The 25,924-nt window shown below is 30.2% G+C and carries 26 protein-coding genes and 1 other annotated feature; of the genes, 8 read left to right on the top strand and 18 right to left on the bottom strand.

What is annotated here, in order from left to right:
• Positions 1-15: 15 nt before the first annotated feature.
• From dapA to dapD, 3 genes are read left to right on the top strand one after another with little or no spacing between them, the layout of a single operon-like run.
• Positions 16-900 carry a 4-hydroxy-tetrahydrodipicolinate synthase gene (gene dapA / locus KVH43_RS09330; protein ID WP_218282270.1) on the top strand — a complete coding sequence of 295 codons (885 nt, stop codon included), beginning with the start codon at positions 16-18 and terminating at the stop codon, positions 898-900.
• A gap of 19 nt (positions 901-919) precedes the next feature.
• Positions 920-1,669: a 4-hydroxy-tetrahydrodipicolinate reductase gene (dapB, locus tag KVH43_RS09325; RefSeq protein WP_218282269.1), complete on the top strand. Its 750-nt coding sequence runs from the start codon at positions 920-922 to the stop codon at positions 1,667-1,669.
• A gap of 39 nt (positions 1,670-1,708) precedes the next feature.
• Positions 1,709-2,446, top strand: coding sequence for a 2,3,4,5-tetrahydropyridine-2,6-dicarboxylate N-acetyltransferase (gene dapD / locus KVH43_RS09320; RefSeq protein ID WP_218282268.1), 738 nt, complete (start codon positions 1,709-1,711; stop codon positions 2,444-2,446).
• Positions 2,447-2,466: 20 nt separating this feature from the next.
• Here dapD and dapF read toward each other — a convergent pair whose 3' ends face one another.
• The 13 genes from dapF to pdaB all read right to left on the bottom strand — a co-directional run bounded on the left by dapF (position 2,467) and on the right by pdaB (position 17,999).
• Positions 2,467-3,300 (bottom strand): diaminopimelate epimerase, encoded by an 834-nt coding sequence (gene dapF / locus KVH43_RS09315; RefSeq protein ID WP_218282267.1) that lies wholly within the window; start codon positions 3,298-3,300, stop codon positions 2,467-2,469.
• Positions 3,301-3,344: 44 nt separating this feature from the next.
• A complete protein-coding gene (gene lysA / locus KVH43_RS09310) occupies positions 3,345-4,628 on the bottom strand; it encodes a diaminopimelate decarboxylase (RefSeq protein ID WP_218282266.1) in 1,284 nt (427 codons plus the stop codon).
• A gap of 410 nt (positions 4,629-5,038) precedes the next feature.
• Positions 5,039-5,563 carry a hypoxanthine phosphoribosyltransferase gene (gene hpt, locus KVH43_RS09305; protein WP_338028380.1) on the bottom strand — a complete coding sequence of 175 codons (525 nt, stop codon included), beginning with the start codon at positions 5,561-5,563 and terminating at the stop codon, positions 5,039-5,041.
• A 123-nt stretch (positions 5,564-5,686) separates the two neighbouring features.
• A complete protein-coding gene (locus tag KVH43_RS09300; protein WP_255547731.1) occupies positions 5,687-6,979 on the bottom strand; it encodes an L-cysteine desulfidase family protein in 1,293 nt (430 codons plus the stop codon).
• A gap of 146 nt (positions 6,980-7,125) precedes the next feature.
• Positions 7,126-8,901 (bottom strand): sigma-54-dependent Fis family transcriptional regulator, encoded by a 1,776-nt coding sequence (locus KVH43_RS09295; protein ID WP_218282264.1) that lies wholly within the window; start codon positions 8,899-8,901, stop codon positions 7,126-7,128.
• Positions 8,902-8,959: 58 nt separating this feature from the next.
• A complete protein-coding gene (locus KVH43_RS09290; protein WP_218282263.1) occupies positions 8,960-9,898 on the bottom strand; it encodes a 1-phosphofructokinase family hexose kinase in 939 nt (312 codons plus the stop codon).
• Between the two features lie 111 nt (positions 9,899-10,009).
• Positions 10,010-10,150 (bottom strand): hypothetical protein, encoded by a 141-nt coding sequence (locus KVH43_RS09285; RefSeq protein ID WP_218282262.1) that lies wholly within the window; start codon positions 10,148-10,150, stop codon positions 10,010-10,012.
• 807 nt (positions 10,151-10,957) lie between these two features.
• A complete protein-coding gene (locus tag KVH43_RS09280) occupies positions 10,958-11,599 on the bottom strand; it encodes a single-stranded DNA-binding protein (protein ID WP_218282261.1) in 642 nt (213 codons plus the stop codon).
• Positions 11,600-11,710: 111 nt separating this feature from the next.
• Positions 11,711-12,931, bottom strand: coding sequence for a Mur ligase family protein (locus tag KVH43_RS09275; protein ID WP_218282260.1), 1,221 nt, complete (start codon positions 12,929-12,931; stop codon positions 11,711-11,713).
• Positions 12,932-13,097: 166 nt separating this feature from the next.
• Positions 13,098-14,291: an RNA-guided endonuclease InsQ/TnpB family protein gene (locus KVH43_RS09270; RefSeq protein ID WP_218282259.1), complete on the bottom strand. Its 1,194-nt coding sequence runs from the start codon at positions 14,289-14,291 to the stop codon at positions 13,098-13,100.
• Positions 14,269-14,904: an IS607 family transposase gene (locus tag KVH43_RS09265; protein ID WP_218282258.1), complete on the bottom strand. Its 636-nt coding sequence runs from the start codon at positions 14,902-14,904 to the stop codon at positions 14,269-14,271. Before KVH43_RS09265 ends, KVH43_RS09270 begins: the two co-directional genes overlap by 23 nt.
• A 454-nt stretch (positions 14,905-15,358) precedes the next feature.
• Positions 15,359-16,855 (bottom strand): sodium-dependent transporter, encoded by a 1,497-nt coding sequence (locus KVH43_RS09260; protein ID WP_218282257.1) that lies wholly within the window; start codon positions 16,853-16,855, stop codon positions 15,359-15,361.
• Positions 16,856-16,935: 80 nt separating this feature from the next.
• Positions 16,936-17,137: a binding site (T-box leader), on the bottom strand.
• Between the two features lie 85 nt (positions 17,138-17,222).
• Positions 17,223-17,999, bottom strand: coding sequence for a polysaccharide deacetylase family sporulation protein PdaB (gene pdaB, locus KVH43_RS09255; RefSeq protein WP_218282256.1), 777 nt, complete (start codon positions 17,997-17,999; stop codon positions 17,223-17,225).
• Positions 18,000-18,164: 165 nt separating this feature from the next.
• On the opposite strand from pdaB, the gene KVH43_RS09250 reads away from it, so the two are divergent.
• Complete coding sequence (locus tag KVH43_RS09250) at positions 18,165-19,094, top strand: Na/Pi cotransporter family protein (protein ID WP_218282255.1); 930 nt, start codon at positions 18,165-18,167, stop codon at positions 19,092-19,094.
• 11 nt (positions 19,095-19,105) lie between these two features.
• On the opposite strand, the gene KVH43_RS09245 is transcribed toward KVH43_RS09250, so the two are convergent.
• Complete coding sequence (locus tag KVH43_RS09245; protein WP_218282254.1) at positions 19,106-20,179, bottom strand: polysaccharide deacetylase family protein; 1,074 nt, start codon at positions 20,177-20,179, stop codon at positions 19,106-19,108.
• Positions 20,180-20,397: 218 nt separating this feature from the next.
• Between KVH43_RS09245 and KVH43_RS09240 the strand changes: the two genes are divergently transcribed.
• Positions 20,398-20,586, top strand: a complete 189-nt coding sequence (locus KVH43_RS09240) for a hypothetical protein (RefSeq protein ID WP_218282253.1) — start codon at positions 20,398-20,400, stop codon at positions 20,584-20,586.
• Between the two features lie 14 nt (positions 20,587-20,600).
• Here KVH43_RS09240 and KVH43_RS09235 read toward each other — a convergent pair whose 3' ends face one another.
• Positions 20,601-21,290: a 4Fe-4S double cluster binding domain-containing protein gene (locus KVH43_RS09235; RefSeq protein ID WP_218282252.1), complete on the bottom strand. Its 690-nt coding sequence runs from the start codon at positions 21,288-21,290 to the stop codon at positions 20,601-20,603.
• A gap of 257 nt (positions 21,291-21,547) precedes the next feature.
• Here KVH43_RS09235 and KVH43_RS09230 point away from each other — a divergent pair, with 257 nt between their 5' ends.
• Positions 21,548-21,751, top strand: a complete 204-nt coding sequence (locus tag KVH43_RS09230; protein WP_218282251.1) for an alpha/beta-type small acid-soluble spore protein — start codon at positions 21,548-21,550, stop codon at positions 21,749-21,751.
• Positions 21,752-21,859: 108 nt separating this feature from the next.
• Positions 21,860-22,390: a DUF4364 family protein gene (locus KVH43_RS09225; RefSeq protein WP_218282250.1), complete on the top strand. Its 531-nt coding sequence runs from the start codon at positions 21,860-21,862 to the stop codon at positions 22,388-22,390.
• Positions 22,391-22,421: 31 nt separating this feature from the next.
• On the opposite strand, the gene KVH43_RS09220 is transcribed toward KVH43_RS09225, so the two are convergent.
• Positions 22,422-23,363, bottom strand: coding sequence for a YncE family protein (locus KVH43_RS09220; protein ID WP_218282249.1), 942 nt, complete (start codon positions 23,361-23,363; stop codon positions 22,422-22,424).
• Between the two features lie 150 nt (positions 23,364-23,513).
• Between KVH43_RS09220 and KVH43_RS09215 the strand changes: the two genes are divergently transcribed.
• Positions 23,514-23,768 (top strand): TIGR03905 family TSCPD domain-containing protein, encoded by a 255-nt coding sequence (locus KVH43_RS09215; RefSeq protein ID WP_218282248.1) that lies wholly within the window; start codon positions 23,514-23,516, stop codon positions 23,766-23,768.
• Positions 23,769-23,793: 25 nt separating this feature from the next.
• On the opposite strand, the gene KVH43_RS09210 is transcribed toward KVH43_RS09215, so the two are convergent.
• Positions 23,794-24,000: a hypothetical protein gene (locus KVH43_RS09210; RefSeq protein ID WP_218282247.1), complete on the bottom strand. Its 207-nt coding sequence runs from the start codon at positions 23,998-24,000 to the stop codon at positions 23,794-23,796.
• 56 nt (positions 24,001-24,056) lie between these two features.
• Positions 24,057-25,913 carry a sigma 54-interacting transcriptional regulator gene (locus KVH43_RS09205; RefSeq protein ID WP_218282246.1) on the bottom strand — a complete coding sequence of 619 codons (1,857 nt, stop codon included), beginning with the start codon at positions 25,911-25,913 and terminating at the stop codon, positions 24,057-24,059.
• Positions 25,914-25,924: the final 11 nt, after the last annotated feature.

The following is a 25,924-nucleotide window of genomic DNA, read 5'->3' as shown; positions in this document are numbered from 1 at the left end:
AAAGGATGGTTTTTTATGAGTTTATTTACCGGTTCTGGCGTTGCCATGGTTACCCCCTTTAAAGATGGAAAGGTTAATTTTAAAAAGCTAGAAGAAATATTAAACTGGCATGTAGAACAAGGAACTGACGCAATTATCATCTGTGGTACTACTGGAGAAGCATCTACTATGACAGATGAAGAAAAAAAAGAAACCATTAAATTTACAGTAGAAAAAATAAATGGACGTATTCCAGTAATCGCTGGAACGGGAAGCAACTGTACAGATCATGCTATAAAGATGAGTCAATATGCAGAAAAAATAGGTGTAGATGCTGTATTAATCATCACACCTTATTACAATAAAACCACACAAAAAGGACTTATAGCTCACTTTGGTGCAATTGCAGAAGCTATAAGTATTCCAATCATCGTTTATAACGTCCCTAGCAGAACTGGAGTAAATATACTTCCTAAAACTTTAGCGAGTTTAGCAGATAAATACCCTAATATAAAAGGTGTAAAAGAGGCTAGTGGCAATATCGCTCAGGTCGCAGAAATATCACGTCTAACTCCTGATGACTTTTATATCTATTCTGGTAACGATGATATGGTTGTACCTTTATTATCTCTAGGAGGCTCTGGTGTAATTTCTGTTGTTGCAAATATCACTCCTAAGGATACTCATAAAATGGTACAAAAATTCATGGACGGTGATGTAAAAGGAGCTTGTAAACTTCAGCTTGATATGAAAGCATTAATTGATGCATTATTCATTGAAGTTAATCCTATTCCAGTAAAAACAGCTATGAATTTGATGAATTTTGATGTAGGTAATCTAAGATTACCTCTTGTACCAATGGATGATAAAAATTTAGAAACTTTAAAACAAAACATGCAAGCATATGGTCTTATCCAATAAAAAAGGGAGGATTTTCTTAATGAAGGTAATTTTAAGTGGATGTAATGGAAAAATGGGTAGAGTTTTAGTAAAGCTAATCACACAAGAAAAAGATATAGAAATCATAGCAGGAATCGATATAAATGCAAATAAATTCAAAAATCCATTTCCTGTATATAAAAACGCTTGTGAGTGCAAAGAAAAAGCCGATGTCATTATAGATTTTTCTCATCACAGTGCATTACTAGAAATTTTAAAATATAGCTTAGATACAAAAACTCCTTTAGTTGTAGCAACTACAGGACTTAGTGGAGAAGATTTAAAAAACCTTACAGAGGCTTCTAAACAAATACCTATATTTCAAACAGGAAATATGTCATTAGGAGTCAATGTTCTTACAGATTTAGCTAAAAAAGCAGCTACTTCACTAAAGGATTTCGATATTGAAATCATAGAAAAGCATCATAATGAAAAGGTTGACGCTCCTAGCGGTACAGCTTACTTGATTGCAAATAGCATCAACGAAGCTTTTCAGAATGAAAAAGAATTTATCTACGGAAGATACGGTCGAAGTGAAAAAAGAAAAAATAAAGAAATAGGTATCCACGCTATTCGTGGAGGCAGTATCGTTGGAGAACACACAGTCATTTTTGCCGGTCCTGATGAAATCATAGAGATCAAGCATACAGCCCTTTCTAAAGATATATTTGCTTTAGGTGCAATAAAAGCTGCAAAATTTCTAAAATCTAAACAAAATGGTTTCTATAATATGAATGACATGCTAAAATAATAGAAATGATAATAGAAAAAGAAAGGACTGATTTCACTAATGAATACAGAAAAAAAATCAACTAATGAAAATATAGATTTAACAAATCCTTATGCCATTGCAAAGTTTATTAAAAATGCAAAAAAATCTACACCTGTAAAAGCTTATGTAAACGGTAATCTTAACGATGCTCCAGCTGATAACATCAAAAAATTTGGTCATGAAAATTTTTGGATTCTATTCGGTGAGTATAATCAAGTTTCAGATTACTTATCAAAATATAAAAATCTTATAAAAGATTATGAAATAGAAAACGACCGAAGAAACTCTGCCATTCCTATGCTTGATATTAAAGCAATCGATGCACGGATTGAGCCGGGTGCTATAATAAGAGATCGCGTAAAAATCGGAAAAAACGCAGTAATTATGATGGGTGCTGTAATTAATATAGGATCTGAAATCGGAGAAGGAACTATGATCGATATGAATGCTGTACTTGGAGCTCGTGCTACCATTGGTAAAAACGTACATGTAGGTGCAGGAGCTGTTATTGCAGGCGTATTAGAACCCCCTAGTGCATCTCCAGTAATAATAGAAGATGACGTAATGATTGGTGCTAACGCTGTTATATTAGAAGGTATTCGAGTAGGGAAAGGAGCAGTAGTTGCTGCTGGAGCTATTGTTACAAAAGATGTTCCTAAAGGTGCTGTTGTTGCTGGTTCCCCTGCAAAAATCATCAAAGAAAAAGATGAAAAGACTGCCGATAAAACAAAATTATTAGATGATTTAAGAGGCTAAAGCTGAGGAATTTCCTCAGCTTAAAATTGTTTAAATTCTCCTACACAAATTGTGGTAGCAGTACCTTTCATAAAAATTTCAAATTCATCTTTTATTTCAACTTCAATTATTCCACCTTCCGCTCGAACCTCTACTTTTTTATCAAGCTTATTTAAAACATTTCCAACTACAACACTTGAACAACAACCAGTACCACACGCTAATGTCCTTCCTGCTCCTCTTTCCCATGTGTATACATTTATACTATTGCGACTATTTATCTCAACAAAATTTACATTTGTTTTTTTAGGAAAGATAGGATGATTTTCTATTTTACGTCCTAGTTCATTAATATCTATATCATTAATACTATCTACAAAAATCACCGTATGAGGTACCCCTACTAACACAGATGAAAAAATTATCTTTTGCCCATTTATTTCAATATTTTTTTCAATGACTCTTTGCTCTTTATACGCAACAGGTATATCTTTTGCATTAAATATTGGCTTTCCCATATTTACTTTTACAGATTTTACTCTATCCTTTTCAACATCAAGCCATATAGTTTTTATTCCTGCTAAAGTTTCTACAGTAAAAATTTCTTTATCCAAAATTTTATTATCATATACAAACTTAGCAAAACACCTTATACCATTGCCACACATTTCACCTTGAGAACCATCTGAATTAAAATAAATCATCTTCATATCTGCTATATTACTTTTTTCAACAACCATCATGCCATCTCCACCTACACTAAAATGTCGGTCGCATACCTGTAAAGCCAATTTTCCATAATCATCAATCTTTTGTTCTAGACCATTGAATAATACAAAATCATTTCCTGCTCCATGCATTTTCGTAAATTTCATCATAAAGCCTCCTTCATTCCCTTTATGCTATTATTATACCGTCTTTACAGCTCATTCCTTAATAAATCTTCATAAGTTTCTCTTTTTACTATCAAACGATCTGTCCCTTTTTTTACCATAATAACAGCAGGTCTTGGTATTTTGTTATAATTACTTGCCATAGAATAATGATATGCACCTGTACTTTTAAATACTAAAATATCTCCCGTATCAAGAGAAGGTACTTTTAAATCATATCTTAGAATATCTCCTGACTCACAGCACTTTCCTGCTATTGTTACCAAATTATTTTTTTCTTTATCCATTTTATTTGCAACAACTACTTCATATTTTGCATCATAAAGTGCTGATCTTGGATTATCTGGAAATCCTCCATCAACCCCTACATAAACTCGCACGCCAGGTATTTTTTTAATAGAACCTATTGTATATAAAGTGATACCTGCTTCTCCTACAATCCATCTTCCTGGTTCAATAATCACCTGCGGTATTGAAAGACCATATTTGCTACACTCATCTTGAATAGTATGCATAATAGCATCTGTAAAATAATTTAAAGGCTTTGGTGTATCTCCTTTTACATAATAGATACCAAATCCTCCACCTGTATTTAATTCTTTTGTAATAAATCCTACTTCCTCTTTCATATCATTCATTAATTTGACTAATGTTTTAACAGCTTTTATATGAGAGGAATTGTCAAAAAGCTGTGAGCCTACATGAAAATGAAAGCCCATTAATTCAACATTTGATACATCAATAGCCCTTTTTATAGCTTCATTTATGATATTTCCTTTAAGAGGTATTCCAAACTTAGAATCTACTTGCCCTGTACTAATATATTTATGTGTATGACTATCTACCCCAGGAGTAATCCTAAATAGAATTTTCATTTTTTTACCATGAGCTTGTGCTACACTATTTAGCAAATCTAATTCATATAAATTATCAACAACAATTCTGCCCACATTATTTTTGACTGCCAATTCTATTTCATCTATTGTTTTATTATTTCCGTGAAATATTACTTTTTCCATTGGAAAACCTGCTTTTATAACAGTATATATTTCTCCACCTGAAACAACATCTATTCCAAGTCCTTCTCTTTCTATAATTCTACACATCTCTAATGTTAAAAATGCTTTGCCTGCATAAACAGCTCTAGTATTTTCATATTTATTCAAAAAATCTTCTCTTACTTCTTTACATCTTTCACATATATAGTCTTCTGATATAACATAAAGAGGAGTTCCATACTTTTTAGCTAATTTTACTGTATCACATCCTCCGAAGTAAAAATTATTACCTATGATTTCTGTTCCTTTCATTACTTCAACTCCTTAATTATTTTATATTATTTCAAACAATATTATTAGCAATGTCTGTGCCAATTTAACAATAAAAATAAAATTTATTGAATTAATAAAAGGATTTACTTCATTCATGTTTATAAAAATAATTTTTTTATTATATTTAATACCTTTTATGATTTAATTTACCAATTATAAAAAAGCTCTATCTTCTATCCGTTCACTTTTTCGAACTTTTAAAATATTAAACTCTTTTTATGATTTATTTATATATTTGCAGATTCATTCCCTTTATAATTTTTCCGTTTTTATGAACACAATTCCTTTTTTCCGGAATCAATAAACTGTAAAAAAACCAACAGCATAAACTACTGTTGGTCTTATAACTTATCAGTCTAATCATTTGTATTTTATATGAGTTTCATCACTTAATCAACAAAAGCAAATACATAAGGAACATTTCTATAATAATCACCGTAATTTAATCCATATCCTACAATAAACTTATCTGGTATAGTAAATCCAACATAATCTGCTTTAAGCTCTGTTTTTCTTCTTGACGGCTTATCTAATAATACACAGCATTTAATACTCGCTGGATTTTTCGCTTTTAGATGCTCTAATACATATTTCATTGTAAGACCTGTATCAGCAATATCATCAATTACTAAAACATCATAGCCTTCAAGATCCATATTTAAATCATATAAAACCTTTACATTTCCTGAAGATTTTTCTCCATGCCCATAGCTTGAAGTAGCCATAAATTCAACACGAACAGGCGCATCAATTTCTCTTACTATATCTGCAGCAAAAATAAAACTGCCCTTTAATAAAGATACAGCTAATATTTTTTTTCCTTCATAATCTTTTGTAATTTGCTTTCCTAATTCTTCTACTCTCTTCTGAATATCTTCTCTAGAAAAAAGAATCTCTTTTCTCTTATTTTCTATACTCATATTTTGCTTCGCCTCCAGTTTCAATCAGTATCCTTTATAAGTCAATATTCTAATCTATATTCTTTACTTTGTCAATTATAAGAACTTACTCGACAATTTTTACTTATTTTTCTTTTTTTAGGAAGCTTGCATATTTTTCATAACTTTTAATATAACATGATCTGTAATACTCATTCCTTCTTGAGATAATGTTCCTAAATTCTTTATTGTTTCTTCAGCTGTATCTGCAACAATACCATTCTTAGCAGGTACAATATTATTATTTAATGCTAAAATAGCTGACTGAACAGCAGTAGCTGCGGAAGTTGCAAGTTTTAATGCACATCCAACCTTTGCACCATCACAAATCATACCACTAACATTAGCAATCATATTTTTTATAGTTCCCTCTATTTGTTTATCATTTGCTCCCATCAGCCATACAATCGCCACACTTGCACCGGTTGCTGCGGCAACACCACAGCCACAAATAGCAGATAATCTTCCTATATAATATTTAATATAACTATTCATAATATGACTAATTGCCAATGCTCTTGCTAATCTTTCCTTCTCTACATGAAATTTATTTTTATAGGCTACAATAGGAAGAATTGCTGTTAGCCCATTATTTCCACTTCCATTACTACTCATTACAGACATACTCATTCCAGACATTCTTGCATCTGATGCAGCAGCAGTAATCATCATAGCATAATTCATCAAATCATCTGATAACATTCCCTTTTTCATATTTTCATATAAACTAAACCCTACACCCATTCCTCTTTTTTGTTTTAGTCCTTCCATTGCTATCTTTTCATTCATTTCAATGCCTTCCATCATAAAGGCAATTTCCTCATAAGGTATTTTTTCTATTTCCTTTATAATATCATTTATTTTTAAAGTATATAATAAATTCATATCATCCTTTGCTTTTCCAATGCATTCCTTTTCTTCTAATAAAACTTCTTGATTTCTTTCTAAATAAGTAAATCGATTATGCTTTCCTTTTATAATACTCTTACTACTTCCTTGATCTGATACGAAGTTTACTTCAACATATATCTTTTCTTTAGTATCCTTAATCCCTAATGTTAATTTTCCACTTTCTAACAACTCATTTGCTAAAACAACATCCTTTTCTTGAATTCCATCTAAAACCTGCAACTCTTTTTCACTCTTTCCTCCAATAAACCCTAAAGCTGCTGCAATATGAAGTCCTACTTCATTAGTATTTGGAATTCCTACACTTAAACCATTTTTATATATATTAGGACTCACATAAACCTCTGCTTTTTTTATATAATTAAAATCTATTAATTCTTTTGCCTTTGCGCAAGCTAATGCTACTGCTACTGGTTCCGTACAACCCATAGCAGGTACAACTTCTCTCTTTAACGTTTCAATTATAAGATTTCTATATTTCACAGAAAACCCTCCTTCTTTTTTAATATTCTATAAAGAGAAAATTGCAAAATTTATGCCAAAAATAAAGATTAGAATTTCAACGTTCTTATATTGTACTTTCTCATAATAAGATAAAAACAGTCTTAAAATGAGAATATATTCTCATTTTAAGACTGTTTTATCCCATAATCTTTTAATTTTCTATAAAGCGTTGCTCGGCTCATTCCTAGAGCCTTAGCTGCCTTTGTTATGGCCTGCTTTGTATTTCCAAAGTAATCTAAAGCTTTTTTTATTTCTTTTATTTCTAATTCTTTAATAGGAACAATTCTTTCAAAGTCCTTCTCTTTCAAATTTATTTCTTTATTTCTTAGTCTGTTTGGCAAATCTTGTGGTGTAATCCTATTCCCACTACACATATTTACAGCATATTCAATAGTATTCTCAAGTTCTCTTACATTGCCAGGCCATTTATAGTTCATAAGTATTTTTAATGCATACTCATCAATTTTTAAAATATTCTTCCCTAGCTTTCTATTACATTTTTCAAGTAAATATTCTACTAAAACCTCTATGTCCTCTCTCCTCTGTCTTAGTGGTGGAATATTTAACGGAATCACATTTAAACGATAAAATAAATCTTCTCTAAATGCACCTTCTAATACTTGTTCTTCTAACTTTTTATTTGTTGCTGCAATAATTCTGACATCTATAGGTATAAAATCTTTTCCTCCAACCTTTTCAATCACATACTCCTGCAATACTCTTAAAAGCTTTGTTTGAAGATGGATTGGCATATCCCCAATTTCGTCTAAAAACAGAGTTCCTTTATGGGCTAATTCAAATTTACCAGTTTTTCCACCTTTTTTAGATCCAGTAAAAGCACCTTCCTCATATCCAAAAAGTTCACTCTCTAATAATTGCTCAGGAATAGCTGCACAATTGATAGGGATAAAGGGTTCTTTTGCTCGATCACTATAAAAATGTATAGCTCTAGCAAATAATTCTTTACCCGTTCCACTCTCTCCTTGAATTAAAACAGTTGAAGTTGATCTTGCAGCTCTTTTAGCCGCATATTTTACTTTTTTAAGACAGCCACTATTTCCTATAATATGATCAAAGCTTGTTGCCATCGTCCTTGTGGCAATGTCATTTACTACACTTAGCACCTCAGAAATCTTGCTAAAGGTAAAAACAAATCCAAAATTCTTTTTTCCTGCTAAAATAGGATTTGCATCAAATACTCCTCTAAAATAATATCCATTCCTTTTATAACTAAATTCTCTATTTTTTATAGGAATATTTTTCGTAATAAAACTGCTTAAGTCAAAATCTTCTAATAATTGTTTTATATTCATATGAACTACTTCGTTTTCGTTCATTTTAAATAATTGCGCAGCTTTTTTATTATAATGGAGTACTAATCCATTCTCATTAACTGCAATAATCCCTCTATCTACAGAATGAAGTACTGTTTCTAGTTCTCTTGCTAAAAGCTTCATCCTGTATGTCTTTTCTTTTTCTAATAGCTTTGAAGCTATCAAATCTGCCATTCTATTTAAGAATTCCATAAGATTTACTTTATTATCTATAATAGCTTCTCTCTGCTTTTCTTCAAAAGCAATAAGTCCTATGACTCCAATGATCTCATCATTTACTTTAATAGGACAACAAACTTCTGCATATTCTTTACATTCTTTTATCTTTTCACATTTAAGACAGGCCTCATGATTTCTAGGATTTTCAATAATAAAGCTTTCTCCTTGCTGAAGTGCAAAACCAAAGACAGAATGTCTATTTACTTTTTCACCAATATGATTTTTATACCGTCCTGTAGCAGCAATTCTATTAAGATCATTATCTACAATAGTTACATCTACCTTAATAACGCTTGCTATAGCTTCAGCAATATTTTGAACACTCGAAACAATATTCGTAAGGTTCATAATCATCATCCTTATCATTATATTCAATACGATTATATCATAAAAAAAAGCTGGCACATTAGTCCAACTTTATTACTTTTACTTCGTTATAGAATTTTTTTACAAATTCCAAATTCACATATCCAATTTTTCCCTCAATTGCATTAGCAGTTCCTGTAGCTACAGCCATTCTAAAAGCTTCTTCTAAAGTATTTTTTCTATAAATAGATACTGCAAACCCTGCTACAAATGCATCTCCACATCCTACTGAATTAATTTGAGATACTTTTGGTGCACACACCTTATAAGCCCCATCTTTTGTAACAAAAATGGCACCAGCCTCTCCCATAGAAATTCCTACAACTTCTATCCCTTGCTTGCAGATATGCTTACATTCAAAAACAATTTTGTATTCACTATCCAATTGATATCCTACTAACTCCTCTAGTTCTTCAAGATTAGGCTTAATCATAAAAGGTCTTGCTTTTATCGCCTCTTCCAAATAGCTTCCACTAGCATCAATAATCATCTTTACATTATTATCCCGTGCAATCTTTACCATGTCCCCATAAATAGTTTTAGGAAGTCCCTTTGGTACAGATCCTGCTGCAACAATTATTTCACTGTATTTTAAAATTTTCACAAACTCTTTTACAAACGCATTAAGCTCTCTTTTTGTTACTACAGGTCCCTTTTCCGCTACAATTGTTTCTGTATTATTGAGTGGATCTACAATAGCAGTAAATATTCGAGAAGCTTTATTTATTGGTACAAAGGATGTACTGATATTAAGCTTGTCCAATTCTTCTTGAATAAATTTGCCAGAGTATCCTCCAAGTAATCCTGTAGCATTCACTTTTTCTCCTAAAATAGCAGCTACTCGTGCTACATTTAACCCCTTACCACCAGCAGTAATTTTTACTTCATCTATATCTAAATGATACTTCTTATTTGGTTTAAAATCATTGATAACATATGCCCGATCAATGGCGGGATTTAAGGTAACTGTAGTAATCATTATATCCCCTTCTTATTCTTTAGCTATTCCTTAATATTCAAAAGATACAAATCTATTATAAACACAAATTCACTCATTTGCAAAGAATTTTTTGTTTTTTATATAAAATACTTATTTAATCTTATCTTTTATATCTAATCTATATAATATTTCTTTGATTTCTTTCAATAGTACAATAATCTTATTTAAAGAATATTGCATACTAATGAGTATAATAAAAAGGATTGCCCCTCCAATGACCCAATAGTTCACTTTCTTCACTCCTAATTCAGTTTTATAATATTTTCACGCCTCGCACTTGACTAAATATATTATAACATAATTACTGATGCAAAGCACCATTATACCATGTCTAAAGCCGTAAATAAGGTTTACTAAAAATGTAACACATGTCCTGTATCTAGCATACTTTATATTAAGAAAAAAAATAAATATATACATAATTATAAAAGGGGGTGTAAATACATGGCTGATGGATATTGCGGTGGATGCGGAGACGAATTGTTATTCTTCTTCTTATTATTAGTAGTTTTATTCTGCTGGCCTTACTTCGGGCGTTGCTAACACCTCATGAAAAGACCAAGTCCCATCTTGGTCTTTTATTTATTTTTATTTGTAACATATATGATCCTCAATGCATATTTTATTATAAGTAAACAATACTAAAGCTTAATGATGAAATATAAAAAATCAAAAATACCTTTGATAATCTTATTGAAAAAATGTTAAAAGAACTAAGATGTACTTTAAAGATTTTGTTACTTAGAAATTGACTAAAGGAGGTGTATTTTTTTGGCTGATCAACAATGTGGCGGTATCGGTGGCATTTTTGGTGGATGTGATGATAACTTGTTGTTCTTCTTATTATTGCTAATAATACTATTTTGTATCTGTGGAGGATTCGATAGCTTTTTCGGAAGATGCTAATTGTATAAAGGAATTGGGCAGATTGCTCAATTCCTTTATGCATAAAAAATCACACTCCCTTTGTATTTTTGTTATCAAACAATATACATAAAAAAGTGTGATTTCCATTAAGCTATAAAAATTACTCTATTTTTATTGGGCTGCTTTATTATTTTCATCACTCATTTCCATTTTTGATATAGATACCTCGTAAGCTATTCTTGTTTCTACTTTATCATCTCTTAATTTTTTTTGATATTCTCTGCTCTGTACTCTTCCCCATATTTTCAAATGATCTCCTACCTTTAGTTTTTCTGAAAATCTTGCATTTCTCCCCCAAGCAATACATGGAATATAATCAGACTTATTGTACGGTCTGTTAACAGCAATCAACATGTCTGTAATCTCTCTTCCAAACGGTGTTGATCGATATACAGGTGGTTTACAAATATAACCATCTAAAAAAATATAATTTGGATTTTTCACTTCTTCTTTACATAGTGACATATCACGAGCAAAAATAGTTAAAATAAGCCTGTTTTTTCCATCTACATATTTGTTGTATGATCGTAACTGTCCCTCAATCTTAACAACTGTTCCTATATTCATATCTAAATCCATTATCAATCGTTCTGAAATAGTCACAGGCAATATGTCATTATATTCACTTAATCTAGGAACTTTTATCTCAAAAGTATAAAACCCTTCTCCATACATTTCATGACTAAAAACTGAAGGTGAATAAATCTCTCCTACAACTGTTACTATATTCGTATCAATTACTCGATCTGTCATTTAACCCCCACGCTCCTTCCTAATTCTTATGTACTCTTTAAGGGCTAATCTACAACTATATTTATTCACCATCGGACGAGATTATGCTAATGAAATAAAAAAAAGAGAAAATTAATTTTTCCCTTTTAAAAGCTTCATAATCAAATTTTCACCCTCATCCATTCCACTGCCTCCAAGAAGTAGAATCAAATCATTTTTGCTCGCATGAGATAACGCAATCGCTAATGCATCTTCCAACCTATCTTTATGATCACAAAATATTCCATTTTCTTTCATAACTTCATAAAATCCAATTCGTTCATCTTCTAAAACTTTATCTTTACCATCTACTACATCTATACTACAGGTTGTAATCAATTTAGCAGATTTTAATCCTCTCATCCAATTAGCAATAATCTTAGCATTCCTTTTATTTAATTCTATTCCTTTGCTGCCTATAATACTATTTACAATATATAATTTTTCATAATCAATACTTTGAACTGCTTCAAATACAGCTTCAAAACTAGCTGGATTCTGACATCTATCATCTATAATTTGATACTGATCATTATTAATTTTATACATTCTTCTTTTTATGCTTTTAAATTTTTTTACTGCTTTCATAATATTTTCTGGCAAAATACCATAGATAAGTACTATTGCAATAGAAGCCAAAGCATTGTATACATTATGTATTCCAATAAAATCCATATTGATCGGAAATTCCATCGGCTCAATATCCATATTATTTAGTGAGGTCATTCCCCGTTGTATACAACAATTAAATTGAATAGGTGCAATATCTATACTTGATGCTGTAATAGTAGCTTTAGAAGAAAGTCCATAAGTAATAATTAATCGATCCTTTATATTTTCTAATAGCTTGAAGCTATTTTGGTCATCTGCATTGATAATAATAATTCCATTATCTGATAGATACTTCAATAGACTTTTTTGCAACTTCATATAAAATTCTATGCTTTGAATACTATTCATATATTCTATCTCTATGCTTGTATATATAATAATATCAAAATCTATACCCTGAAAAATATTTTTCTCTAAACATCTATCATCTACTTCTACTATAACAATTTCTACATCATTTTTAACTATTTCATCTAAAAAAAAAGATAATTTTTCCTCATTTAAATCTTTAAATTCATTTTCTATTCTTTCCTCATTAATGCTAATTTCATCTTTACTAATAAATCCAATATGTATTCCTTGTTCTTTTAATATTTGACATAATATCTTAGCTGTTGTAGTTTTTCCATTTGTTCCTGCAATCCCTATTTTTTTTAGCTTCGAAAAAACTTTATTATATATATTTACTCCTTCAAATAACATGCATTTATCAGCTTTATAAAATCTATAAAAATCTTAATAAATATATAAAAATTATAGATTTTATTCATACACTCAATATTTTTACAATATTAGTGTACATAATAGCATTTCTCTACAATGCTATACCGCAAGCCAACAGTACTTTTGTTCACTTCCTTTCTTAAAATCAAGCAACTAATTTTCCAAAATGAAAATGTAGAGTAGTTACTTGATTTATATTTTTATAATTCAGTGCTTTATTTTTATTGTGTTTATTAAAAATATTAATACTTGAATTAATATCTCTATCTAATGTCATACCACACATACACTTATAAACTCTTTTTGATAATTCCATGCTCTTTCGATTACCACAATTTGAACAAGTTTTAGATGTGTAGGCTTCATTTATATAAACCACTTTAACATCATGCAATTTTGCCTTGTATGTTAAAAATGTCTTGAATTTACCTAACCCCCAATTTTCTTTTATACTTCTGTTTAATTTTGTTAAATTTGATTTTTTAATCATTTGCTCTTGTGATAAATCTCCAAGAATTAATTCTTTATTATTTAAGACTAAGTATTTTGTTATAGTATGAATAAAATGCTCTTGTTGTTTTCTTCTTTTCTCATATAATCTTTTTAAAGCCTTAGTTAATTTTTTATATCTTCCACTACCCTTTTTCTTTGTATCTCTCATTGACCTTACTTTATCTATTTTTTTATTCCAATACTTATCATATCTTGGGTTTATAATTTCAATAACTTCTCCATTTTGATTTATACCTGTTGCAAATTTAGAAATCCCTAAATCTATTGCTAAAATATTATTGTTATTGTTTTCTTTTTTGTTAGCTTCATAAGACACAGAAATTAAATATTTGTTTCTAGCTTTAACAATCCAAACCTCTCCATAATTTGTCGGTATTTCATTTACATCTACTTTTATTTCATAAAAACCTAATTTAATTCTATCTTCTTTTATTTTCACATATTGCTTAGGTGTTTTAAGTGGATAAAAATAGTCCTTATCCTTATATCGAGGAAGTCTAGTTTTTTCTCCTCTACTTCTTTTTTTAACACAATTATCATAATCTACTGCTAAATCCATACAAACTGCATGAAGATATTTTGCATATACTTTTGCATAATCTGTATTTTGCTCACGTAGTAGCTTAATTTGACTTCTCTGTTCTGTCATTTTCATGTTTTTATTGTAACAAGTATAATATTCTTTTCTTTGAGCTAAATAAGTATTATAAAGGAGTTTACATAAAAAACTATCTCTTTCTATATCTGCTATTTGCTCTTTTGTAGGGTGTATTTGAATTTTTTTGCATAATACAATACTGTTTTCATTTTTCTTCTTGAATCCCATCTTCAAAAAACTCCTTTACCACTTTTTTTATTTTCTTTTGCTTATAACTTCTACTACCATAAAGCCTAGCAGAAAAAACATGAACTATTGTCATTAAATCTTCAACCATTTCTTGTTCGTAAGTTTTTTCTTCTGTGTTGTTCATAACTATAATTTCTACATTATATTTTTTACAAATGCTTTCAAAGAATTCATAACCAAATCGTACAAACCTATCCTTATAAGCAATTATTATTCTTTCAACTTGATTAGATAAAATTAAATCCCACATTTTTTGAAATTTAGGTCTGTTGTAATTTAAAGCACTTCCAATATCTGAAAAGATTTCATCTATAACATATCCTTTAGCAATACAGAACTGCTTTAAATTTTCAAGTTGATGTTCTAATTCATTCTTTTGCTTATTTGAAGATACTCTTGCATAGACAATAGTTTTTCGTGGTAAGGGTTTTTGAAGTAAATTACTAGCTATTATAAAATGTTCATCTGTATACCTTCTGTGTCCACTAGCAAGTTTAATTGGACACAATTTCCCTTCTTTATCCCAATTCCTTAAAGTTTGTATTGTTACACCTAATTTTTCTGAAAATTTTCCTATTGAATACATTAACATCACCTCTGATATTAGAATATCAGAAATATACAAATTGTTTAATGGTTTTTTATAGATTTTTATATATTTTTATCGACTGTTAAAATCACCTCAAAGAGTGCTACTTTATCTTATTTTTCTCTTTCTTGTATAAAATATGTACTTTTTCTATCGAGTAGGAGGTAGATAATTAATTTATCTACCATTAACACTTCCTTCAGATTCCACCTCACGGTGGACACCCTTGCCTTCGGCTAGTGGTTCCCACTACCAAGCCCACAGCGGACTTTCACCGCCAAGTTATCGCCCATGCTGGGCGCACATAAAAAAAGAGGTATGCACGACCACACCTCTTTTCATTCATCTATAATATTAACTATTCTCTGATTTAAAAGCTTTGTTTAGCAATAAAATAAATCCTATAAAATAAAAGCCCAAGGTAATACTCATCATAAAAATAGATGTTCCTGACATATTATTTCTCCTCTCCTAAAGATATTTCAGTAATATCTCTTCCTTGTCCAATCTTATTTGCTAATAGATTATTAGTCAAAAGTCCTATAATAATCCAAAAAGCAACTTGAAGTAATATTGTTCCAGGGCTATATACTTCAAATGGATTCCACCAACTATCAGGATACCAACCTACAGCCTGCCACATCCACCATCCAGTAAGACTTACAAAAAATACAGGGAACAATTTCACACATACACTCCACCATTTTCCTACCTTTATATCTGACCATTCTGTATTAATGATCTTATTTCTTATCTCTTCTAATCCATATTTCATTAGAGCAAATGCCACAAATAATCCACTTATCAATAAACCAATTCCTAATACAAAGTCTTGATTATTTAAAAAATCTAGACTATAAGCTGAAGGAATTCCAAATATAAACCCTCCAATAATTATAAGTAGCGTTGCTTTTTTACGATTCATACCCATATCCATTAAATTCCTTACACCAACCTCGATCATTGGAAGTAACGATGATAATGCTGCAATAGCCATAGCTAAAAAGAAAATTGCTGCAAGCAATCTTCCAGCTGGCATTGTTGGAAAAAGCTGTGCTAAATAAATAAATGCAAGTCCCGTATTTCCAGAAGTGATTGCTTCATTAATAAATGCTTGATTTGGAGATAAAGCAAATATTGCTGGAAGTATTGTAAGTCCTGCAATTAAAGAGCCTACGTTATTTCCAAAGCCCATAATCATACAATTTGCCGCAATATCTTCTTTTTTCTTTGTATAAACTGCATAAGTGATAATAAAGCCCCATCCAGCTCCAGTTGACCATGCTGCTTGGGTAAATGCTTCAAGCCAAATTTTAGGATTTTTCAGCATATGCAACTTAGGACTGAATAAATATTCAAGACCCTTTGTCGCACCAGGAAGTGTTAGGGATCTTATTACTGCAAAAATTAATAATAAAAATAATGTTGGGATCATAATTTTGCTAGCTTTTTCAATTCCTTCATTTACACCTTTATAAATAATAACCCCTGCAATGCTTATAGCTATAAAGTGAAAAAATATTGTCTGTGACGGTGTAGTCGTAAAAGTATTCCATATAGCTTCGGTAGCTTCTGTTCCCATTCCAGGTTTAAAAGCACCTGAAATAGCCAATGTGAAATACTTCATACACCAGCCCATAATAACTGAGTAATAAAACATAATTGCCAAACATATTGCAGCAATCCATGTCCCCATCCACGCAAATTTACGTCCTACAAAATCGCGAAAGGCTCCTATAGTTCCTAAGCCTGTTTTTCTACCCATTACCATCTCACCCATAAGCAATGGAATGGCCCAAACAAATAAAGCAACAGTCCAAGCAATTAGAAATGGACCTCCTCCATTAGATGCTGCCACCCGTGGGAATCTCCATATGTTCCCTGTTCCTATAGCCATTCCCATGGATGCAGCAATGAATCCCCATCTGCTACCCCATTGTTCTTTTTTACTCATATAATTCCTCCTTTGTTTTATTTTACAGAACAATGTTTACATAAACTTTTAAAACAAAAATCAAAAAAGTCCTCATCCCGAGAAGGGACGAGAACTTACTCGCGGTACCACCCTTATTAGCCAATTGGCTCACTTAAGCTAATCGTAACGTGATTAGAAACGTAATGGCTTAATCACCATATGCTCCAGAGCGGGTTCAAAAAACTAGTTCGCAAGCCTCTCACCACCAGCTTACTCTCTGTAGAACATCATTTTTTTACTATTCTCTTTCAAAGCATTTGACTATTTTTATAGTTGTGTATTATTATACAAAACCTTTTTAAAAAAGTCAACATAATATTTTCGCCTTCATCTGCCTTACATCGACTTATTCATTTTCTTTTTTTGGTTTCTGCATTCCTGTATGATCTATATAAAAATCTTTCTTTATAATTAGTTCTGATATAGGTACGATTTCATATCCTTCTTTTTGCAATCTTTCAATCACAAGTGGTAGGTACTCTAATACATATTTTGCATTATTATGAAACAACACAATAGATCCATTTTTCACATTTCGTGTAACCCGATCTACTACTGGTTGAACACCTAATTCTTTCCAGTCAAGGGAATCCACATCCCACTGAATAGTATAGTATCCATTTTCTTTTGCTGTATCAATTAATTGATTGTTATAATCTCCAAATGGTGGTCTAAACAATATCGGTTTTTTTGCTGTAATTTTTTCGATTTTTTCCCCTGTTTCATTTAGTTCTTTACTGATTTGTTCTACAGATAATTTTGACATATGAGGATGTGTACTAGAATGATTTCCAATATCATGCCCCTTTTCATGAATTTTTTTTACCATATCTGGGTATTTATCCACCCAAAATCCTACCAAAAAAAATGTTGTTTTTACATTATATTTATCTAAAATATCTAATATGCCATCTGTATACTGATCTCCCCAAGCTGCATCAAAGCTTATTGCAATTTTCTTTTCCTCTGTATCTACACAATATATAGGTAAAGCTTTATCTCTATTCATTACACCTACAATCATTTCTCCAAAATCTCCAAGATAAAAAAAGGACACCCCTACAAACAATAAAATGAATATGGTACTTAAAACCAATCTTCGATTAATAATCCATATTCTCATCTTAACTCCCCCTCAATTATCCATTGTTATTATAATACTAAATGTATTCTAAAATTATGCTAATATGCTAAAAATATTTCAATATTTTTAGTCATAAAAAAAAGTCTTCCTTTGTAAAATACTAAAGATAGACTTTTTCCAAATATTGAAAAGGAGCAAGGTTTTATGTTATTTGCTATCATTGTAGGAACCTTTTGTGGTATAATGCTTTTTTTTATAGGTATGATTTTATTAAACAACTCTATAAAGAATTTATGCAGTAATCAATTAAAAAAAATAGTTACCCTCCTCACAGCAAATCCTATATTAGGTATATTTTCAGGAATTGCTGCAACAGCTCTTACTCAAAGTAGCAGCACAACTTCAATATTAGTTGTCAGTTTAGTAAATTCTAAAGCAATGAACCTTCATCAAGCAGCTTTTATATTGATGGGTGCAAATATAGGCACTACCTTTACAGCACAGCTTGTAAGCTTTGATTTTTTCCTATTTGTCCCTTATTTATTCCTTTTAGGCATAGTATTGTTCTTCTTAAGGTTTTCCAAAGCATGCAAAAACATCGGTAAATTTTTCATTGGATTTTCATTTCTTTTTTTAGGAATGAAATGGATGGTTTCTTTTCTAAACCCATTACAAAATCTCATGAACTTTAAAGAATTCATACTGTCTATAGAAAATAATCCTTTAAAGGGAATTTTCATAGGTACTATAACTACTGCCATAATTCAAAGTAGCAGCACTTCTGTTGCAATGCTTCAAAGCCTTGCTCACTTAGGACTTATAAATATTTATCAAGCTACACCTATTATTATGGGACAAAACATTGGTACATGTGCTACAACACTTTTTTCTAGCATAGCTACTAATAAAAACGGAAAAAGAGCTGCCATTATTCATCTTTTATTCAATATAACAGGCTCAATAATCCTATATCCTTTTATCTATTCATTTTCTCATTTTGTATGCATCTTAAGTCCTCTCAATTCAGTAAGACAAATTGCCCATGCACACACATTATTTAATATAATCAATGTTATTTTATTGCTTCCTTTTGTAAAATTATTCGTATTAGTATCTAAAAAAATCATAAGATAGCTTGAGCTATCTTATGATTTTTTTAATATATAAGTTCTTATTTTCTTTTTACCTGTTTTTTGAAGATCAATTACTTTCTTATAATTTTCAGGAACTGTTACTATATCAGGGTCTCCATCAGATACATATCTTACTCGATTTCCTTTTTCAAAATGATTAAGCCAATCATACATACCTACCCCTTTAACATATTTTTGGAGGTCACTCCCCCTTACACGGTGAATAGAAAAAGGATCAAATTTGATATGATAAGGAGATTTATATGGATCCCAACCTACATTTAATATGGCAATATTATGATACTCTATACCATCATAGCTCCCTGACACTAAGTATTTATATAAGCTCTTATCCTTAGGTCTTGACCCATAAGGAAGAGCATGAGTATTTACTTCATAATCAGGTAAATATTTATTTACTAATTTTACAATACTCCCTAATTCTTTTTGAATTCTCTCAGCATCCACATTTTTATAATCCACATGAGTTGCTGTATGATTTCCTATATCCATTCCCTTCTCAACAATATATTTCAGCTTATATTCTAAATACTCTTCCTGCCCAAATGGGATATTATCATTTATAAAAAAAGTGGCTTCTAGCGGAAAATCTGGATGCTCTTTGTGAAATTCCTCTAAAATTGCAACAGCACAATCTGGATCTATTACCCATTCTTCGTTTTCATTTTTCATTAAATTAAAATTATTTTGCCATCCATCATCAAAGGTTAATACAACAGGTGTAAAACCTGCCTCTGTTGTAATATTTCCTGATACATAATCCTTTAAACTAATAGGTCTATATCCTTTCTCGTATAAAGTTTGTAAATCTTTTCTAAAATTATCTGGTGTTCTTGTAAATTCAGCTTCAGGTTCTCCTATACTATGATACATAAGTACCATAATCTGACCTGCTTCATTAGGCTGAATCTTTTGTAGGTCAATGTCTTTTTTTTCTTCCTTTTTTTCTACTTTAACAACCTCTTTTTCTTCTTTGTCAGTATTTAGGGAAGCTTTTGAAGTGCATCCAGTAAATAATAATCCTGCTAAAATAAATACTGCAATAATTTTTTTATGTATTTTCATCTTTTCCTCCCTCATTTTCGTATATAAATATATTTATCTATATTATATAATACTATCAATTAATATTCTAGCTTGTACACCTTGAAAAAAGTTTATTTTTTGTAAGCTTTTATAATTTTTTATCGTAAAATCAAATTTTTACAAGACATAATTTTTATCTATGCACAAAAACTAAATATGAGGTATTCCCATTCAAAACTTTTAAAGGAGGTCTGCTCTTGTCTACTATAAGAAGCCAATATACTAATATTAAAGGACATCGAGTAGAATCAAGCAGAAGAACATTTAAAATCGACGAAAGGCATTTTCTAAGAGAAGCAAAATCTCAAAAAGCTCAATTAGAAAGCAGTCATCAACATGGTATTCGAAAAGATGTAAAGGTAAAAATGAATAGAAAATTGACATAGGGTAGTCTTCTACCCTATCTTTTTAATACTTTATTTCCCTTAGGACATACACGTATGCAAAGTCCGCATACCACACCTCTTCCTATATGCTGATAATGATTATGCATATGCATACTGCAAGCCTTTGCATCTACTAATTCTTCTCTTTTAATTCCTGGATGCCATAATCCACCTCTCAGTGCTAATGCAGGACAAATGCTCACACATTTCTTACATTCTCCACATTGAGATTTTTCAATAGGCTCATCATAATTTGCATCCATATTAGTAAGAACTGTTCCTAGCCTTACTCTCGGTCCAAATTCTTCAGTTACTAAACACGCATTTTTGCCAATCCATCCAATACCTGCTCTAGTAGCTGCAGTTCTATGCTGAAAAATTCCACGATATTTTTTCCCATCTTTATTTACGCTTTGAGATGCTGGAATAGGCATAGCCAAATAACCCAAATTTTGAAGCTCTAGAGCTATTTTTAAAGTCATTTGGTCAATAAAAGCATTTACTGTTCTGTAATGGTGAAAATAAGTATGTGTCGGCATATCTTCTATTTGACTAATAATTTCATCAGATAATCTTACAGCAATCGAAATACCTGTTTTTAAATGCTTAAGATTTTCTGGTAATACATCTTCTAAATATCCAAATCCAACCTTTGAAGCTCCCCATTCTTTTATTTTTTGTTTTAATATAGCCGTTTGATTCATAAGCATTTCCTTCCCTTAAACTTTAAGTTTATTATATTTCATTTTTAAGCTGCTTATCTATAGGAATCCAACTTCAACATAATATTTCATTTTGAAGTTGAATCCCTATAAAATTATAAATTTAATTATTTTTTTCATTTTCCCCAATAATTATACTACATTACAAAAAATACTAACATATTTCTTTTTTAATTTGGTTAAATTAATAATACAACATCAAACGATGTTGTATTAAACTTAACTAGGAGGGAAAAACGATGGCAAAAAATAATAAAACAGTTGTTCCTGAAGCTAGAATGGCTTTAAATCAAATGAAAGCTGAAATCGCTAATGAACTTGGACTTGCAAATTATGAAAGTATTGATAAAGGAAACTTAACTTCTAGACAAAATGGTTATGTTGGAGGATATATGACTAAACGATTAGTTGAAGCTGCTGAAAAAAGTATGGCTGGTAAATAAATGTAAAATAAAAGGAGAAATGATTAAGTCATTTCTCCTTTTATTTTTTTCCTTTTTACTGATAATATGCTATAATCAATATAGAAAACTCTGCAAGCAGGTGAGATCATGTTTGACAATAATACACAACGATTAGCTGAGCATAAGCTTATATTGTTGTACATATTTGATAAATTTTCAATGCCTCTTACAAATACACAAATTACTCAATTTGTTATGGAAAAGGACTATATGAATTATTTTTTATTGCAACAATTTCTTGGAGAACTAACTGATACTGGAATGCTCGAATATAGTAAAAGTAACAGTAGCTTTTTCTATGTAATAACAGAAAAAGGACAACGTACACTTCAATATTTTGAAAACAGATTATCAAACGAATTAATTGATACATTAGAAGAATCTATTGAAGAAAAGAAAAAAATATTGCTAAAAGAAAGACAAGTTACAGCAAGCTATAAAAAGCAAAAAGAAAATGACTATATTGTCGATTTGAAAGTAATTGAAAATCATATTACTTTAATCGACTTAAAATTAAACGTAGTATCTAATAAACACGCAAAACAAATCTGTGATAAATGGAAAAAAGAAGCTCAAAATATTTACGGGCAAATTATCAATCTTTTAATAGAATCATAACCCCCTTTATAAGCTTTCAAATAAAAGGGGGTTATATACATAAAATTCCACTAGGTTCTATTCCTACTGGAATAGTTTTTAAAATTTTTAACGCTTTAGCATCAATCACAGTTAAACTATTGTCTTGCATATTTCCTACAAATAAATATTGACCTTTATGATCTTTTTTAATGCTTCCCGGCATTCTCCCTACATATACTCTGTCCATTAACCTTTTTTCCCTGATATTTAAAACATTTACAGCATTTAACTCCGCATCAGTAATATATAAAATTTTTTCATCTTTTCCTATTACTGCTTCTATAGGCATTTTCCCTATTCTTATTCGTTCAATCACTTTTAAATCTTTACTGTCTAATATAGTAATACTTCCTCCTTGTCTACTTGAAAAACTAGTGTTTACAATAAATATCAAACTTCCATCTTTATTCAATGCAATATGGTAAGGATTTCCATGAACATGTATAGACTTTTCGATATCATTGGTAATAGTATCAATGATTGTTAAAGTATTTGAATCTACATTTGCAACATAAAGCTTTTTATGATCTTTACTAAGTTGAATATCATGAGGCATCCTTCCAACAGGTATTTGTGCTAATAATTCTTTTTTTTCCATACTCAGCACAGAAATAGAATTTGAGTCTGTATTAGAAACATATATGCTTTTATTTTTTTTACTCAACACCATATGACTTGGACAGCTTCCTACATAAATATTATCAATAACCTTATTTTTAATTAAATCAACAATACTAATACTTCCATTATGCGAATTTGTAATATAAAGATATTTTTTATTGTAATCAATTATCATATGATGCGGCCCAAGGGTTGGTTTCCTCACTTTATGAAAATACTCCTCATTCAATCCTATTTTATACAATTCTATCGTATTGGTAATATCCACAACAGAAATCGTATCTTCTCCCATATTAGCTACAAAAATCATGTTCTCAAAGTTATTTCCCATCCCTTCACCCCTAAGATCAGTCAAATATTTTCTATTCCCTTTATATCATTTTATGCAGCTATTGATTTGTTGTGAATTGTTTCTATTGACCTTTTTTCTTTTATATATTAATATCGTTTATAGATTATATTTTTATTAGGAGGATTGAATATGTATACTTATAAGACAACAGGTGTTTGTGCAAAAGCAATATCTTTTTCTGTAGAAAATAATACGATCAAAGAGGTAAAATTCCACGGTGGATGTCCTGGTAATACACTAGGCTTAAGCATACTACTTAAAGGAATGTCTGTAGATGAAGCCATATCAAGATTAAGTGGAATTAAATGTGGAAATAAATCTACTTCTTGTCCTGATCAGTTATCTAAAGCTTTAATGGCATTAAAAAAAGAAGAAATTGCATAAATAAAATCGCCTCACTTGGGCGATTTTATTTATATAATACTTCTCGGTAAAATATTTCTTTAGAACAACACAAATTTCTTATTTTTGCTTCTCTTATGAGCTCATCGCAATAGATTAATTTTTCTTTATAGTATTTATCTTCAAATCTCAATTCCCTAAAGGCTTCATGAATTTTTTTTATTAATTGTTCATCAGTAAGTCTTTTAAAAAGCCTAAACATGAGTACCTTCATAAAAATGCCTCCTAATTAGTATATTTTATTATATTCACTTAGGAGGATTTTATGTTTTACTTTTTATACTGAATATTATATTTTTTCAATTTTTCATAAAATGATGTCTTCCCTATCTTCAAAGCCTTCATTGCTTTTATTTTATTGCCATTATATAATCTTAATGCATTTTCTATACACTTTTTTTCAACATCATATATAGCTTCTTTTAAAGGCTTTACTTCTTCTTTTTTACCATACTTTTTGCTGATAGGTAAATGAATAGATTTTATAATATTCCCCTCTGATAGATTTACTGCTCGTTCTAAAACATTTTCAAGCTCTCTAACATTTCCTGGCCAATCATACTCTAAAAGCATATAAAACGCTTCCCCTGAAACACTTTTATTTTCACAGCCTAGCTTTTTACATATTTTAGGAAGGATTTGCTGTACAAATGGGTATATATCTTCTCTTCTTTCCCTTAATGGTGGCATCCATATAGGAAAAACATTAATTCTATAATATAGATCTTCACGAAATTTTCCAATTCTCATTTCTTCTTCTAAATTTTTATTAGTAGCTGCAATAATTCTTACATTTACAGATTTTTCTTTTGTCCCTCCAACTCTAAAAAAAGTCTTATTTTGTAAAACCTTCAATAATTTTACTTGTACAGATAAATTCATTTCTCCTATTTCATCTAAAAATATAGTACCTTTATCAGCTACTTCGAAAAGTCCTGCTTTTCCTTCTCTTCTCGCTCCTGTAAAAGCTCCTTTTTCATATCCAAATAACTCACTCTCTAAAAGCTGCTCTGGAATAGCACCACAATTTACATGGATAAAAGGTTGGTCTTTATAATTACTTGCTTTATGAATAGCATGTGCAAGCAAGCTTTTTCCTGTCCCACTTTCCCCTAAAAGCAATACGGTTGAATCTGTTTTAGATGCTTTATATGCTAATTTTTTCACAGCTTTCATTTCTTTACTTTCTCCTAATATCGATGAAAACAAATCCTTTGTATCCTGTTCTTCCTTTAGCTTTTTTTCCATCTCTTCTACATGTAGCAACGCTTCATCTCTTTCTTTGATAATCTTTTTAAGCATAGATATATCTTCAACCTTTAAAGCTGCTCCTACTCTTTTTCCTTCTATAGTTACAGGCAGCAATGTACACAGAGTTAAAAATCCATTGATTTCTGTAAATTTATCCTTATAGCTTATATCTGATCCTCTTGCTACTTGATAAAATTCTTTTATAGTATCTCCACCTTCATGAATATCAAATATATTCTTTCCTAGTACATCTAATTGTTCTACGTTTTTTCCCTTCGCTCTAAAAGATTTTCCTAATAATAAATTAGCAATGCTCTCCCCTCGAGCAGTATATCCTCTTGTTTGATAAAATTTTACTTTTTTTGTAGCTTTATCAATTACTACCATATGACCTATAGCATTCATATAAGGTAGCTGAAACCTTTTATTTTCTACTATAATGGCAATATATTTTTTAATAAAATTTATATGTACATTTATTTTTATGTTTTGAAAAACTGTGTCCAAAATAAGATCATCTTTTTTCTCATCTAATTTTTTATGAAAATATATAGGTTTACAATCTTTATTTTTATAAACACCAATCCCTACAAATGCATCTTTTATATTAATTTTATCATCATAAATACCTATATAAGTTAAATCCTTTGGTGTAAGACCCCCATCATCTTTTCCTAAGCAATTATCTCCAATAATAACAATATCTCCTAGATTAAGCCTTCCTCCATCGTGTCCAATATCTTCATGACAGCTTATTCTAAATATTTCTTTTGCTTTTTCGTTATATATTTGAATTTTTCCTTCATCATCTATAAAAATAAACCCCTCTGACATCATATCCGTAAATTGCTTAATATAATCTTTATTTTTAAACATTCAGATCATCC

It is taken from the genome of Crassaminicella indica (assembly GCF_019203185.1).
GTDB classification, from domain to species: Bacteria; Bacillota; Clostridia; order Peptostreptococcales; family Thermotaleaceae; genus Crassaminicella; species Crassaminicella indica.
The sequence above is the reverse complement of the archived record's forward strand: the minus strand, read 5'-3'. Positions and strand labels throughout refer to the sequence as shown.